14 protein-coding genes are annotated in these 14,590 nt (G+C 66.9%); 1 reads left to right on the top strand and 13 read right to left on the bottom strand.

Translation table 11 applies throughout. The features are described from left to right. Nucleotides 1-358 precede the first annotated feature (358 nt). A complete protein-coding gene (gene eccE / locus ON31_RS05485; RefSeq protein WP_039809922.1) occupies nucleotides 359-2,059 on the top strand; it encodes a type VII secretion protein EccE in 1,701 nt (566 codons plus the stop codon). Nucleotides 2,060-2,080: 21 nt separating this feature from the next. On the opposite strand, the gene ON31_RS05480 is transcribed toward eccE, so the two are convergent. The 13 genes from ON31_RS05480 to ON31_RS05420 all read right to left on the bottom strand — a co-directional run bounded on the left by ON31_RS05480 (nucleotide 2,081) and on the right by ON31_RS05420 (nucleotide 14,292). Then, entirely contained in the window at nucleotides 2,081-2,491 is a 411-nt protein-coding gene (locus ON31_RS05480; RefSeq protein WP_039809919.1) for a DUF3592 domain-containing protein, read from the bottom strand. A 48-nt stretch (nucleotides 2,492-2,539) separates the two neighbouring features. Beyond that, nucleotides 2,540-4,447 (bottom strand): serine/threonine-protein kinase, encoded by a 1,908-nt coding sequence (locus ON31_RS05475; protein ID WP_051036893.1) that lies wholly within the window; start codon nucleotides 4,445-4,447, stop codon nucleotides 2,540-2,542. Continuing rightward, nucleotides 4,444-6,336: a serine/threonine-protein kinase gene (locus ON31_RS05470; RefSeq protein ID WP_051036892.1), complete on the bottom strand. Its 1,893-nt coding sequence runs from the start codon at nucleotides 6,334-6,336 to the stop codon at nucleotides 4,444-4,446. The genes ON31_RS05475 and ON31_RS05470 overlap by 4 nt, the downstream gene beginning before the upstream one ends. A gap of 49 nt (nucleotides 6,337-6,385) precedes the next feature. Then, entirely contained in the window at nucleotides 6,386-7,585 is a 1,200-nt protein-coding gene (locus tag ON31_RS05465) for a DUF7373 family lipoprotein (protein WP_440589904.1), read from the bottom strand. Nucleotides 7,586-7,649: 64 nt separating this feature from the next. Then, on the bottom strand, nucleotides 7,650-9,161 hold the full coding sequence (gene eccB / locus ON31_RS05460; RefSeq protein ID WP_039809914.1) for a type VII secretion protein EccB: 1,512 nt from the start codon (nucleotides 9,159-9,161) through the stop codon (nucleotides 7,650-7,652). Between the two features lie 127 nt (nucleotides 9,162-9,288). Beyond that, the gene (locus ON31_RS05455) at nucleotides 9,289-9,609 is read right to left on the bottom strand and encodes a hypothetical protein (RefSeq protein WP_039809912.1); all 321 of its coding nucleotides are present in this window, start codon (nucleotides 9,607-9,609) and stop codon (nucleotides 9,289-9,291) included. Nucleotides 9,610-9,654: 45 nt separating this feature from the next. Beyond that, entirely contained in the window at nucleotides 9,655-9,966 is a 312-nt protein-coding gene (locus ON31_RS05450) for a WXG100 family type VII secretion target (RefSeq protein WP_157533598.1), read from the bottom strand. Nucleotides 9,967-10,064: 98 nt separating this feature from the next. Next, nucleotides 10,065-10,829 (bottom strand): ESX secretion-associated protein EspG, encoded by a 765-nt coding sequence (locus tag ON31_RS05445; RefSeq protein ID WP_255221989.1) that lies wholly within the window; start codon nucleotides 10,827-10,829, stop codon nucleotides 10,065-10,067. A gap of 20 nt (nucleotides 10,830-10,849) precedes the next feature. After that, on the bottom strand, nucleotides 10,850-11,887 hold the full coding sequence (locus ON31_RS34480; RefSeq protein WP_051036891.1) for a PPE domain-containing protein: 1,038 nt from the start codon (nucleotides 11,885-11,887) through the stop codon (nucleotides 10,850-10,852). Nucleotides 11,888-11,902: 15 nt separating this feature from the next. Beyond that, the gene (locus tag ON31_RS05435) at nucleotides 11,903-12,217 is read right to left on the bottom strand and encodes a PE family protein (RefSeq protein WP_029923697.1); all 315 of its coding nucleotides are present in this window, start codon (nucleotides 12,215-12,217) and stop codon (nucleotides 11,903-11,905) included. Between the two features lie 28 nt (nucleotides 12,218-12,245). Further along, nucleotides 12,246-13,580, bottom strand: coding sequence for a hypothetical protein (locus ON31_RS05430; RefSeq protein WP_039809904.1), 1,335 nt, complete (start codon nucleotides 13,578-13,580; stop codon nucleotides 12,246-12,248). Further along, nucleotides 13,577-13,891, bottom strand: a complete 315-nt coding sequence (locus tag ON31_RS05425; RefSeq protein ID WP_029923695.1) for a hypothetical protein — start codon at nucleotides 13,889-13,891, stop codon at nucleotides 13,577-13,579. Before ON31_RS05425 ends, ON31_RS05430 begins: the two co-directional genes overlap by 4 nt. A 101-nt stretch (nucleotides 13,892-13,992) precedes the next feature. Beyond that, entirely contained in the window at nucleotides 13,993-14,292 is a 300-nt protein-coding gene (locus ON31_RS05420) for a YbaB/EbfC family nucleoid-associated protein (RefSeq protein WP_039809902.1), read from the bottom strand. Nucleotides 14,293-14,590: the final 298 nt, after the last annotated feature.

Below are 14,590 nucleotides of genomic sequence, written 5' to 3'. Positions count from 1 at the left end.
CAACGACAGACGCTGCCGGGGACGGATCTCGGCTGTACACAAGGCATTTCGGGGGTGGGCTGTGAACGGCTCGGTGAACGACCAGGCGAATGCGATGGAGCGCACCGCTCGCATACCCCGCCCCGGGGGTGGACCGCCCCGGCATGAGCGGCGTGGAGCACCCCAGCATGAGCAGTTCGGTGCGCCCCAGCACGAGCAGCGCGACCCGGCCCGACACGCGCAGGACCGTCCTCCGCGCCGGCCGGATCAGCCGCCGCGGCCGGATTCGCCCGCGCCGCAACGTGACTCCCGTTCCGCCGGATCGGGCCGCCACCATCGCGCACCGGAACCTCAGCCCCCGCAGCTACATTCGGACGAGATGTGGCTGTTCCGGAATCTGCCGCTGCGACTGGTGATTCCCGTCGCGCTGCTCGCCGTGGCCGCGTCCCTGATCGCCATCGCGTTCGACGCGCCGTGGTGGGGTACGGCCATCGCCACCGCCGTCCCCGCGCTCATCGGACTGGCACCGGTCGGCGGCACTCCGTTGGGGCTGCGGCTTGGCAGCTGGGTCGCCTACCGCTGGCGGCAGTCCCGCCGCCGCGCCACCGAGGACGAGGAGTCGCTCACCGACCTGCCGCTCCCCGAGGGCGGCAGCTACGGCATGCGCTGGGACGGCACGCTCGTCACCACGATGCTCCGCATCGACCCGCCGCCGGACACCCTCACCCTGCTCCGTCGTGGTTCGCTGAGCACCGATCAGGTGCTGCCGCTGACCGAGATCGCCGACTGCCTGCGGCAATACGATGTCGAGTTGGATTCCGCCGATGTGGTCAGCACCGGCACCCGCACGGCCGGCACCGACGCCGTGCTCTCCGGCTACGCCGCGAGCGTCGCACATCTGGGGCGCATGTACGACGAGATCCTCGGCCCGCTGCCCGCCATCGCGCATCGCACCGTCTGGATCATGCTGCGGTTCAACCCGTTGGCCAATGCCAAGGCGGTACAGAACCGCGGCGGCGGCTCCGAGGGAGCCCTGCGCTCCGCCATCACCGCCACCCGCCGCGTCGCCAACCGCCTCGCCGCCCGCGGCATCACCGCATCGGTGCTCACCAGCTCCGAGATGACCGCCGCCATCCGCGAGATCACCCGCGGCATTCCGGTGGGCGAATTCACCGAGACGCCGAAATCGCTAGCCCACGAAGGTATTCACCTAACCACCTACAGCATCGGTCGCGACCTGTTCACCTCCGACGGTCTCGCCAAGATCTGGGCGGTCCGCAGTCTCGCCACCACGGTGACCGTCCGCCTGCGGCCCGTCACCGACCCCACCGCCCGCCCCGGCACCAAGGCCACCACCATCGAGGTGGATGCCCGCGTCCGCTACGACACCCGCCACGAGCCCGAGGTCCCGCCGGTGGACGGCCTGCACGAACTCCCCCGGCGCCAACTATGGGCGCTGGTGGACACGCTGGCCTTCGATTCCCAGAACGCCCGGGTGAAGGGCTACCGCGGTCCGGTCACTGCCCTGTCCGGCATCGCCATCCCCACCGCGGGCTGCGGTCAGCTCATCGGCGCCGACGCCTCCGGCAGCGGTGTCGCCGTCCCGCTGATCGGCTCCGGCTCCCGCCGCATCGACATCATCGCCAGCCTGCACCTGGCCCAGCAGACCATCCTGCGCGCCATCGCCCTCGGCGCGGGCGCGGTGGTGCACACCTCCCGCCCCGCCGCCTGGCAGGGCATGATCGCCAATGTGGCTGCCCCCCACGCCCTTTCCCTGGCGTCCTCGGTCACGCACAGCACCCGCCACCAGATCATGAATCCCAACGCCCCCCACCCGGCGGCCACCGTCATCGTCTTCGACGGCGTCCCCGCCAGCACTCCCCCGGGCTCGGCCTCGGTGATCACCGTGCTCGACCGCATCCCCGAGCACTACCAGCCGAACGCGGACGTCACCATCGTCCAGCACCCGAACGAACCGCAGACGGTCACGGTGCACACCCCGGCGACCCGCACCACGGCACAGCTGGTGACGACCCCGACGGAACAGCAGCTGATCGGCGCGATGCCGGTGCGGCGCTAGACCACGCGCGACGGGGGCCGATCAGAGCCCGAACACGACGATAACCCCAGCGGTCCCGATGATCAGCAGCGCGCCGAGCAGGCAGAACAGCCACTCCGAACCGCCGCTGTAGCCGTCGATGGCCATCCGGTCGGGATCGGCCGGATCGTAGTGCACCAGCACCTGCCGCCCGGGCCGGAAATTGACGATCCACGTCTTGCCGATCGGCGCCGCCCGCTCCACGACCCGCCCATCGGCCGCCACCCACCGAACCACCGGATGGTAGAGCGTCCCGTTGTTACCCGAACTCGTCGCCAACCGCACCACTTCCCCATACGCCTTCGCCCCGTTCCGGCGCAATGCGTGGGTCCGCAGCACGAAGTTGACGCCGACGGCGAAGAACACCGATCCCAGTCCGAGCGGGATGAGAGCGAACAACCAATCCTTGCTCATCCGGTTCCCTTCTGTGGCCCGCCACCCCGTGCGGGACAGCTCCCGGCATCATCCAGGTTGCCGCGGCAGTCTGTCGATAGCCGTTCGAGCCACGGATTCCGCTGTGGCGCAGATCTGTTCGTTCATGCCCGCACCACCATGCACCCTTACGTTCACGACCTCGGAGTCCGCACCAAACTGTCGGAATACGTACGTGCGGTCGCATATCGCATCCACGGTCGAAGTCGGCGCGAGCAGCTGCCGCCCGTCCCCGAGCTCGATCACCGGAGCGTCATCCAGGTCAGTGCTGCGGCTGGTCGTGATCACGACGGATTCCGAACCCTGCCATTCGCAGGAACGTGCCGAGGCCACGGACGGGATATCCGGAACCGGACCGATGAGCGGGAGCAGCGATGCCGGGTCGGCGAGGCCGCACGGATCGACCGATGCCAGCGAACCCGCGACGTCCGCCAGCCGCGGAACCTCCTCGACCGCCAGTACCCGCAGCAGGATGTGCTCGAGCAGGTCGCAGGATTCGGCACCGCCATTCACGGTCAAACCCCATGTAGTGCTGTCGGAGACTCTGACCGAGCGTTCACAGCCGTACCTGTCGGAATCGCCCACGATCGGCTGACCTGCCGCGAAGGAACCCGCGGGGACCTCGACGTCTGTCCTCTCCGAGCGGTGCACTATGTCCCCCGCACTGAAGATCAGCTGGCGGTCGCCCAGACGAACCGCCGAATGACAGCCCCATTGGGAGAAGGGGACCAATTGCCAGGCGGAAACCTCAGCGGGCGCGTTCTGGGCGAGATCGGCTGGAACCGACGCTCCCAACGCCTCTTTCAACCACGAGCAGGTATCCGCCTCGCGTACCTGAGGCAACGTCAGTTCCCTGGCCGCCGGCTGCGGTGCGGTGTCACCTGACCGCACCCATGCCGCGGTGGCGGTGACCGCCATCGCGACGGCCAGTACCACCGCGATGGCGATTGCCGTCCCGACGCGTCCGCTCCGCCTGCGCGTCGGGTATGGCTGCTCGCTGCGGTCGCGCACCCGGCGGATGCCGGGCAGTACGGAGGTGGCATCGGGGTCGGCCGCCAAGGCGGCCAATTCCGTACGCCGTCGCTCGATTTCGTGGTGGACCGGTTCCGGCCACGGCAGCTCGTGCTGTACCGGCTGGCCCAGGTAGTCCAGGATCTGTGCCGGTGTCGGACGTGCGGCCGGGTCCTTGCGCAGACAAGGTTCGATGAGGTCGCGAAGTTCCGACGGCAGCGCCTCCAGGTCGGGTTGGGTGTGGGCGATATTGAACAGCGTGTAGGCCAAGGAAGCGGCCTCGAAGGGACTGGATCCGGTCGCCGCCGCCATCAGCACCGAACCAAGCGAGAACACGTCACTGGCGGGTGTAAGACGTTGCGCCAGTGTCTGTTCCGGTGACATGTACGCGGGAGAACCGAGCACCGAGCCGGTCTCGGTGAGTCCACCCGGATTCTCGCTCATGGACGCGATGCCGAAATCGATGACACGTGGACCGTCGTCGGCGAGCAATACGTTCGCGGGCTTGAGATCCCGATGAACGAGACCAGCCTGATGGATGGCATGCAATGCCGCCGCCAGTCCGACCGCCAGCCTGCGTACCGCCGACGGGGGCAGCGGCCCGTACTGGGACACGGCTTTGTCCAGGGGCATTCCGATGACGAATACCGAGGCCAGCCACGGTACGTCCGAATCGATGTCGAAGTCGATCACCGGCGCGGTGAAGGCGCCCGACACCCTGGTGGTGGCGGCGACCTCTCGTCGGAAGCGGGCGCGGTACTCCGCCTCGTCGAGCAGATGCGGATGTACCTGCTTGATCGCGACCAGCCGTCCGTCGGCGCCGACGCCGAGCAGCACCCGGCCCATGCCACCGGCGCCGAGTTCACCGAGGATCCGATACCGACCGACATGCTGAGGGTCATCGGCCTGGAGCGGCTGGATCTTCATGTCGTGAGCCGGGGAAGCACCGTGGAGAACATGCGCGCAGCCCGATCGCAGGTATCGGGAGCCGAATGCCAACTGCCGATGGTGATTTTCACTATCTCGGCCCTATCGTCGCGAGTGGGGCGAGCCAGATAGGTCAGCTCACATTTCGCGGTACCGTGCGCTGCCTGAATGTCATCGACATAGACCGTTTCACCATCGATCCGCCTCGGTTCGGTGCTGCGGCTGCCGCCGGTACGATCCGGCCGGGCGCCCTCGGTCAGCTCGAGCGACACGTAGTAGTCGTCGCCGGACCAGTAGCAATTGGTCGGAGCGCTGCGCTGCCGAACGGAGTTCCCGGTCAGCTCCGTCACCTTCGGCCGATCGACCAGATCGCAGGGATCGAGTGTCCGAATAGTCCCCGCGGGCAGGGCAAGTCGTGGCGGATTGACCGCCAGCCGGGTCACCACCGCTTGTATTCCGCGTTCGGCCGCCGGACATCCGTCGGCCCCGCTGCCGGACTCCCGCGCGGTGAATCTGACCGCGACACTCGGCCGTCCCTGCGAAATGACCCACCGGTCACACGATGCTCCCTGGTCGAGCAGACCGTAGATCGGCATCCAGCCGGCCACTGCTCCAGTGGGCCGCATTCGATTTCGGCTCGTCGCGATGCCGACGCCGATCGCCACGTCGAAGGTTCGTTCGGTTCCGGCGGAGTCGGTGAACTCGGCGCGGCATTGCCCCGCGGAGTTGGTCGAGGAATCACCCGTGCGGGCTCCGAATTCATCCCGCAGCGAGCCCTCCAGCAGCGCGCAGGGGTCGATGGTTCGCCACTGCTCGCCGGTGAGTGTCATCGCGAGATCGCTGGCGGGCGCCGCGTGCCCCGGCTGCTCGGCCCACCGATGTCCGGCATAGGCGGTGGCGGTGAACAACAGCAGCGCACCGAGCGCCGCACCGGCGAATCGAACGGTGCGCCGCCGCCGCTCCTTCAAACCGGCCAGCTGGGATTCGTATCGAGCATGTTTGGCGGTGGTTTCGACCCACCAGTCCGAGTCGGAACGGTGCTCCGAGATGGCGTCCTGGACCGCCCCGGACCACACGGGCTCGGCCGCGATCGAACCGGCGGCTTCCAACAACTGTTCCGGTGTCGGACGCTGCCCGGGATCCTTCGACAGGCAGCGTTCCACGATGGCGCGCAGCGGCTCGGGCACCCGAGATGTCTCGGGCGTGGCGTGTATGACGTTGTAGAGAACCTGAGGGGTCGCGGTTCCGGCGAAGGGTCCCGCGCCGGTGGCGGCCATGACCAGAATGGCTCCCACCGAGAAGACGTCGGCGGCCGATGTCAACGGCTGGCCCTGTGCCTGCTCCGGGGACATGTACGCGGGTGAGCCGACGACGGATCCGGTCGCGGTGAGCTCCGCGTCGCCCTCCATCGCCCGGGCGATACCGAAGTCGATCACGCGTGGCCCGTCCGCGGCCAGGAGCACATTCGCGGGCTTGAGGTCCCGGTGCACCAGCCCCGCCCGGTGTATCTCGATCAACGCCGAGGCCAAACCCGCTGCCAGCAAACGCAATCCGCCCAGCGACATGGGGCCGGTTGCTTCGATCACCGTCTTCAGGGACGGACCGGGGATGTACTCGGTCGCGAGCCACGGTGTAGCCGATTCGGTGTCACTGTCCACCACGGCGGCGGTGTACGCACCGGTCACCTGCTGGCTCGCCGCCACCTCCCGACGAAACCGTTCCCGGAACTCGGCGTTCTTCGAGAGGTGACGGTGCACTTGCTTGACCGCCACCAGCCGCCCGGACACGGACTGGCCGAGGAGTACCCGGCCCATGCCGCCCTGGCCGATCACGGCCACGATGCGATTTCGTCCGAGCTGGCGCGGGTCGTTGGAACCCAGCCCTTTCATCCGTCTACCTCCGTGCCCCCGCGGTATCGGGGCCGTCTTGTGATGGCCCTCATTCGCCGTCTTTCAGCAGGGCGTATTGGGCGGCTGCCAACTGGCGGACATCGGACTCTCGATCGCTGAAAACCTCGGCTACGACATTCCGATGCGGGATGACGCAGCGAAAGCGACGCGCCTGCGCCTCCGTCGGATTCGGCACGCTGGCCTGGAAACAGTTGATCTCGTCCGTACCCGAAACGCCGTCCATCCGTTCGTATTCCGAAACGGTCGGTGTCTCGGACAGGTAGCCCGCGAAGTTCACGGCGGCCCCGGGATCTGTCAGGGCGTACAGATACTTGTTGTCCGACACCGCGATCGACGTAACCCCCCGTTGCTCGAACTCGCGCACCAGGTCGGCGGGATCCTGACTGGAAAGCACGGCATAAGTGCGCAGACCGTAAACCGCGAAATCGCGCGCGTCCGGGAGATTGTCACCGGTGCCGACCAGTCGGGTCAGCAGTCCGTCGGGATCCATCGGCAGGGCATCGAGCCCGTCGGGTGCTACGGCCGCGTACCCTTCCAACCGCCGTGCCTGTTCGCGATAGGTCTTGGTCAACAGAGCGGTGAGTTGGTCGAGTCGAGGTTCCTGAAGCTGGGCGATGACATGGACGACAACCGATCCGACCGCCATCCAACTGCCGACATTGGCGTATGAGGGAATCCAGTGCGTCAGTGCCGCGGGATAGTCGGGCAGGGTTACCGGGGTATTGGAGGCGTTCAGTCCGAAATCGGCGGCGGCCATGGCTCCCGCGGCCGCGCCGGCCGACTGTTCGTCCGGAAACGCCATGAGGGTGACGCTCACCAGCGGCTGCTTCGAATGCTCGCCGAGATAGGGTGAGTCCGCCGCCTCCGCCGTGAAGCCCGCGTACGGGTTGAACGGCTGGGCCGCGACCACCTGGTGCGTCTGGATTCCCGACCACGCCCCACGCTCTCCGAGGGTCACCGCAGCGTAGCGCTGCACCGCGACTTCAGGGGCGATCTCACTGCCGAACACGATGTGCTCGCCCAATCGCAGTGACTCCACGAGCATTCCGCGCGCCCGGTCCGGACGGACGTCGAAATCGCCTTCGGGAGGTTGCGCGGAGTACGTTCCGAAATCCGTAGTCGAAACCGTTCCCGGCGGCGCACCCGCAGTGCCCCCGCATCCGGCGACAACGCCGGACAATGCGGCGATGACACCAACCGCCGCAGCACGGTGAATCCGGAATCGCACGATCCCCCCATTTCGATCCGCTAACTTCGCGGACGCTGTCCAGACGTACTTTCGAGTTGCGCGGTCAGCCGCTTGCCGACACGGAATCGTGACTGACCAGGGCGTCCTGTTTGCTCAGGGTGGGTCCGGGCACGAGTTGGCCGATGATGGCCCACGGTGCGAGATTCGGAGTATTGCCGAGGCCGAGTACGGACGCGGTATCGAGATCGGGCACACCGTAGCGGATCCCGTTGTCCGCGACGTAGAACAGGCTGTCTCGCCGCTGGCTGCCCGGCTCGACTCCGGTGACCCGCACGAATTCCCCTGTGGTCGGCGGGATATAGACACTGTCGATGCGATCACCGGTGCCATCGGACGTCGCCAAGGCCACCGGCTTCGCCGAATCCGAGAGCGGCAGCCGCGTCCCCGAAAGCAGCGTGACCGTCGCGCGGTCGGCAGGGCCTTCGGTCGCATCGGCTTGCAGCAGCCCGGCGCCACCCGACTTCGACCACGTGATGCAGGCGACCGGATGGTCCTCGGCCGCGATCACGGTCGGGGTGTCCTCGGGGAAGTCGTCGACCGGGAGTGTGTGCACCGTATTGATTCCGCTGAGCATGTCCGGCGGTATCGACGGGATATCGCTCATCCCGCGAGAATCGGTATTCCGGATCACCTGGGCGGTGAACTCGGAAATGCGCTGCACACCGTCCTGGAGCACGACGTACAGGTCGGATGCGTCGGCATCGCTGAGTCCGGTGACCCGGATGACGCCACCGATCGGGATATCAGCGAGCCGTCCGGGTCCGGGCTCACCGCCGCGCTCGATCACCGGCGGCGTCAAGGACGGAACCTCGGTCGCCGCACCGAGCAGGCCCGCGGTAATCGGCCGCGGCTGTTGATCGGCCAACCGCAGCGATCGCTGCATAACCGCATTCGCCGTATCGATTTCCGCGCGTTTGCCGTCGTAGATCAGATAGGTCTTGTCGCCCGCCCGCACCAGCAGCGCACCATTGTCGGCGACATTGTTCATCCGGTCGCTCAGCTCCAGTTTCCCGGCGATCGCGGTGGTCGTCGCACCCTGGGAGGCGGCAGCGCCACCGGACGCGGACAGCTGAACCGTGTCGCACAGCGTCCACTGCGACCGGTCACCTTGACCGGAACCGGGCAGCGCCGCGGGCGCGCCGGGTATCCCGAGCAGCGGCCCACGTGGCAGCGAATTGAGCTTGTTGTCCTTGACCGACGTGGGAGACTCGTTGCTTCCCATAATCAGTCGCGCCGAAGCCAGATTCAGCACCGGATGCAAAGTCTTGGCATTCTCGTCGTTCTCATCCGGAACGACGACATACAACGCGCCACTTTCCTTGCCCATCACGATATTCGCGTCCCCGATCGACCCCTGGGGACGAATGAACGACATGATCACCGCACCGGCGACAACCAACAATGCCAGCACCGCACCGACCACCAGGGAACGGAACTGCGCCCGCATCGGATCATGCAACATCCGCACGTCGCGGCGGATCAGGGCATGATCGAGCCGACGAAGAAGAAAACGGTACCCGTTGACTTGGGCACGGGTGGTCAACTGTGCTGGCACGAATCCTCCATCAGGCCAACGAGCAGGGCGGCCAGGTCCTCGGGGCAACGATAGTAGGCCCGCGGCGGGACACAGTGACATGGCACCCCTCCGAAGAGGGGTGCCATGTGTGAGCGCTCAACTCGATTCAGATCGCGCCGAAGCCGTCCGCGATCCTCGCGTCGGCACCGAAGGCATTGCCCATCGCGGTTTCGAGCGCGACCGCGATCTTGTTCAGGACACTCAGGGTGTCGGCGAACTCGGCGTCCCACGCGTTCTTCACCGGCTCATAACCGGACGTGTACGCCGCATTGATATTGCCCTTGTCGTCCGACCATGCCAACCGCAGCTTCTCGGACGCGGCCTGCATGTCGTCGACACCAGCCTGCGACAGCTGACCGTAAAGCCGGTGCAGCTCGTTGTACATGTTGGTGATAGTCGCTTTGTCGTATACGGTGATATCCGACATTTTCGCTCCTTCTGCTTACTTATATGGTTGCGGAGAACTCGGTTCTCACGCCAAATTCGTCAGACCGCCGGTAACAGCTGCAAAACCTTCTTCGTTTTCCAGCTCCATGTTGTTGTACTGGGTCTGGCCTTCACCAACCTGCGCCTCGAGCTTCATCAGCACGCCCTTCAGACGAAGGCCTTCCTGATCCCATTCATTCGCGGCCTTCTCGTACGCAGCGGCTGCCGCGCCCTTGAACCCGGTCCTGCCCTCCTGCACCAGGTCCTGCACGGCGGCGAGAATCGTCTGGATCCGGTCGACAACCGTAGCAACCTCGTCCTTCGCGTTCTGGACTGCTACCGCATCTGTTGCAACCATCGTATGTACCTCAATCTCTGTGTATTCCGAGGAACGCCAGGTGATGTGGCACCACATCACCCATCTCTGCATGGGTCAACTGTCTGTTCACATCTGGATTACGACAGCCACCTCCCCCCAGGCAGCCAGTCGAACAGACCCGAAATCGCTTGCGCGATCCGGTGATCGGTGCCTGGTGTCAGCGTGGACCAGATCTGCTGGTCCGGGGCGACCCCGGGGGCGGACACGATGCGGCCACGCGCGGTGTCGTACACCACGGCCGCTCCCGGCGATCGGTCTGTCACGCCGTCGGCGTGGGCATAGGCCACCACCTCGGCGTAAGCCTTGCAGGATGCGAGTGCGAGACCGTAGGCGGTGGCTTCGGTCTCTTCCAGGCCGTAGCGGAAGACAGCACCCGCATAGTCCTCCGATGTCGTTGCGGCATCGAAGCGTTCGTGAAGTTCGGCGGAGGGCGCGCTGAGGTTGACCACGTCCGCAGGAGGGCATCCGCCGAGCGCCTCAATGATCGGGCGCGCCAGTGACTCGGCGGAGCCGTCGGACCACAGCGTCCGGAGTGAGAGGCTGTCGCCGCGTCGCACGGCGACCGCCTGGCTCGCACCGCGGCGAGCCACGCACACTCGTGTCTGCCCGTCCTCGGAGAAGACCCGCACGGCCAACTCCCGTTCGGGTTGGGCGAGGACGAACATGGCTTCCGCCATGTCGGGTTCGACATCGCCGCGCCCGTCGATCACCCGGCCGGAGATCAGTTCGGCCCGGGCCCGCTCCTGAGCGAGAGCCCAGTCACGATGTGATTCCTGTTGCGGCCCAATCGAAAGCACGAGCGGCAGGGTTTGCACACCGAGGTGCCCGGCGAGCGCGATCACGCCGTCATTGGTGAGAGTCGTCATGACGACGCCTCCTCACCGCTGACCGACTCGGTGGGCTTGGCGTTCTCCACACCGGCACTGCCGGCGTTGAACGCGATATCCGGAACCGCCCGCTGCGCGTTCGGGTCCAGGCCGCCGAGCACCGCCGGGGCGACCTGTACCCCGGCGTTCAAACCGAGTTCGGTGTCGCCGGTCGGCATCCCCGCCAGATCCGAACGTGTGGTGTGTTCCTCTTCGGACTGCCCGGCACCCGCCGCCATCGCGGCCGGAGCCAGCGGCATGGCCGTGCTGTGCTGGATCGTCGAAACCGGCTGTACCTGCGTCCGCTCGGACTGGGTGACCGTGACCGGGGTGGTGGTTCGACCGCGGTAGTCGGTCTTCACGGGTGCGATGCTGATCGGAGCGATGGGATATGCCGGGACAGCGCCGGGCGACTGCGCAGTCGACTGGCTCGGGTCCGTCGCTCCGGGTTCCGTACCGCTCGCGGCCACCTCGGGCACAACGACAGGCGGGGCCTCGTGCTCCCACGGGGTCGCCAGCGTCTCGGTCGCGGCCTCGTAGGTGCGCATGACCCGCGCCGCAACGGCTTTCGCCGCGTCGGCATCACCTTCGACCTGTGAGATCTTGGCGAGCATCGGCGCTCCGAGCGCGGTACCGACCTGTTCCATCAGCTTCTGCAGGTCGCGCAGCGCTTCCGTCTCCTGCGCGTCGGGCATGGCCAGGCGCGCGATCTCGTAAGCGACAGCATGTGATTCGGCCTGCGTGGCATTGCCGGCGGCGGCCGCCGCCGAGGATGTCAACCAGTCTCGCAACATGCGGAACCGCTCGATGGCGGGTCCGCTGTTACTGGATTCCCACGCCGTGCCGAGCGTCGTGAGGATCCGGTCGTACTCGACGGCCGCCGCCGCGAAGCTCGCGCCCAACCGCGCCCACGCGAGACCGGCCTCGGCCGCGGGCACCGCGCCCGCACCCGTCACCAGGTCTCGGGCCAGCTGCTCCGGCGGCCTGGCTTCCCAAACCGTCCCGGTGAAGCCGGGGTTCTGTGGTTCCAGCATCGGCGGCGGTTCCGATCAGACGGCGAAGCCGAGCGCGCTCTGGCTCTCGACCTGTCCGAAGTTGGTGGTCTGCGCGCGCAGTGCGGTGGCGAGCCGGCGCAGCTCGCTCACGCCGTTGTCGGCGCTCTGCTGGAACGACGCGGCGACCGCGTTGAGGGTCTGCGTCGCACGCACCGAGACCTCGTCGGAACCGGCGGAAACCAGGGTGAGCTTGGGCTGTTCGTCCCGCACACCCCCGGCGAGGCGGTCCGCGAGGGCGTCGAGCTGGGCGGCGGCGAGCAGAGCTGATTCGGGATCGAAACGAAGGCCGGCGAATTCGGTGGTAGCCATGGTGGTTTCTCCTGTTGCCCTTGGCGTTTCAGAGGGTTAGTGCTTTGTCCGGCGGCTCTTCGATCGGGGCCACGCCACCGATCACGGGAGTGGATACGCCTTCGACGACGCCGACCACTTCGTCGCCGTTCACGCCGGTGACGAGGTTGGAGCGGTCGTTCGAAGCGGTCTCGTCGGCGGCACCGGCACGATTCGCCGCACCCGCGCCGCCACCCATGCCGGACATCATCGGAGAGGTCGACATGCGGCCGGTCTGTGTCGTGGTGCCCGTGGAGGTGCGAGCCGGAGCGCCGGATCCGGTCGGCTCCCCGAACGATGTCCTGGTCAACGGGGTGTTGCTGGGCGATGTCGGGCTCATGGGCACGCCGCCACCACCGATGATGGAGCCGCCGGGAGTCGATCCATCGCCGTCGATCTTGCCGGTCGGGTCATCGCCCAGCCCATCCGTGGTGGGACTGTCGGTGGTCTTGGACGGGTTGGTCGGCGTTGTCGTCGGCGTCAGCCCGCTGAGCAGCTGCTGACCGGTATCGGTCGCCTTGCTGATCACCTGCGCACCGCTGCTGACCACCTCGCCGCCCTTCTCGGCGACCTTGGTCGCGAGTTGCGCGGCGGGCTGCGCCAGCGGCTGCACCGACTGCGCGACCATGTTCGCCAGCTGCACCGCATCGGCGACGGTGGGCGCTCCGGTGACCGGAATCTTCATTCCCGCGCCGACGATCTGGGCGGTCTTGACACTCAGCTCGCCACGGGTCTTGGCGGCGATGATGGTCGCCTCGCCGACGACCTGGGACGCCAAGCCGAGCAGCACCGGGAAACCCGGCGGCGTCACGAAGAACGGCGCACCGGCGATCACCTCGGCGACGAATTTCGCGATGACACCGCTGAGCTCCGCGTATCCCTGGGCGACGACCCGCTCGGCATCGAGCAGAATGGCCTTCTGCTGAAAGCCCTGCGCCTGCACCCGCCCCGTGTCGTCGACGACGCTCAGGCTCTTCTGCTTGGCCTTGACCGCCGCCTCGCTCTGCCACCCGGCCGAGACCTGGTTCAGCGCCTGCATGGTCGTATCGTTCGCGCTGCCCAGTGCATTGGTGACCAGCGAGAACAGATCGGTGGGATCGAATCCGCCGCCGCCCAGACTGCCGCTGCCGAAGCCCGACAGCAGCTCCACCACGGGCTGGATCAGCACCGTCGGATCAATGGACGGCAGGGTGATCTCCGGCATGGCCGGCAACTGTGGAAGCTGCGGCAGCTGGGGAATACCCAGATCGCGCAGCACATCGGCGACCGGACGATCCAGCATCGAACCCACGGGGCTGGTACGCAGTACGTCCAGCACCGTCGGGTTCAGCGTGGCGTCACTCACAGCGAGTTGACTGCGAAGCTGATCGCCGACGCGAGTTCGGTGCTCTCGTACAGCGCGACGCCCGAGTACGCGGCGGCCGCGGTCTGTCCGTGCACGGCGGCGATCTCGGCCGTCGACAGCAGATAGTTGGCCTGCGCCTGCGCGAAGGCGATGAGGAAGTCCTGACCGATCAGCCCGAACACCGGTACCGCCGATGCCAGTGCCGCCGCCGAATCGGCCGCGGCCGCACCGGCGACCTGCGCCGCCGTCGCGGCCTCGGTGCTACCGAAAGCTGTGATCTCCGCGAACTCGGCCTTCACCAGGTCGCCCATTGTGTTCCCTCCCTGACGATCGATCTTGGGTGAAGAGTACTGGCACGAAAATGGTTGCGCCAGTTGGTTAACAATTTCAAAAGGTCCGCTTAACCTGGCGGCTAACCAGCGAACTCCTCGTTGAAGCGAGTCATAAGCTCCGCCCGCTTCGTGAACGCGTTCCGCGCCGCCGCATTCGCCGTGTCCACGACGGCGCGCTCGAACTCGTCAGGCGACATCCGCGCAATCTCACTGGAGAAGTTCAAATCCCGCAACGCGCCATTGCCGTCGACCTCGACGGTCACCGCACCGTCCTCGGACGTCCCTCGCCCGCGCACGGCGGCAAGCTCGTCCCCGAACTCCTGGAACCGATACATCTGCTGGCGAACGCGCGTCTCCAGCTCATCCCACGACCCGACCACGTACCCCTCCCCTACACGGTCCCGAGCCAGCTCTGTGGCTCGGTCTCGTACTCCTGCTCCTCGACGAGCTCCAAGCGTGCCACATCGGCCTCGGTGGGGAGCCCGGAGAGCTGCAAGGTCTCCGCGCTCACACCCGCCTCCTCCAACTGCTTGCGCCGCTCTGCACCCGCGCGAGCCGCACTGCGCTGACACAGCCGCAAGACCTCGGCCGCGAGCTGTGATGGATCACGATGCAATTCGGAAGGATTGACACGAATGGCCACGGGCAGGCCCTGCTCAGTGGTTCGCACCTTGATCG

Source organism: Nocardia otitidiscaviarum NBRC 14405 (assembly GCF_000308635.1).
Lineage (GTDB): Bacteria > Actinomycetota > Actinomycetes > Mycobacteriales > Mycobacteriaceae > Nocardia > Nocardia otitidiscaviarum.
Note: the sequence above shows the minus strand (reverse complement) of the source record. Positions and strands in the feature narration are given on the sequence as shown.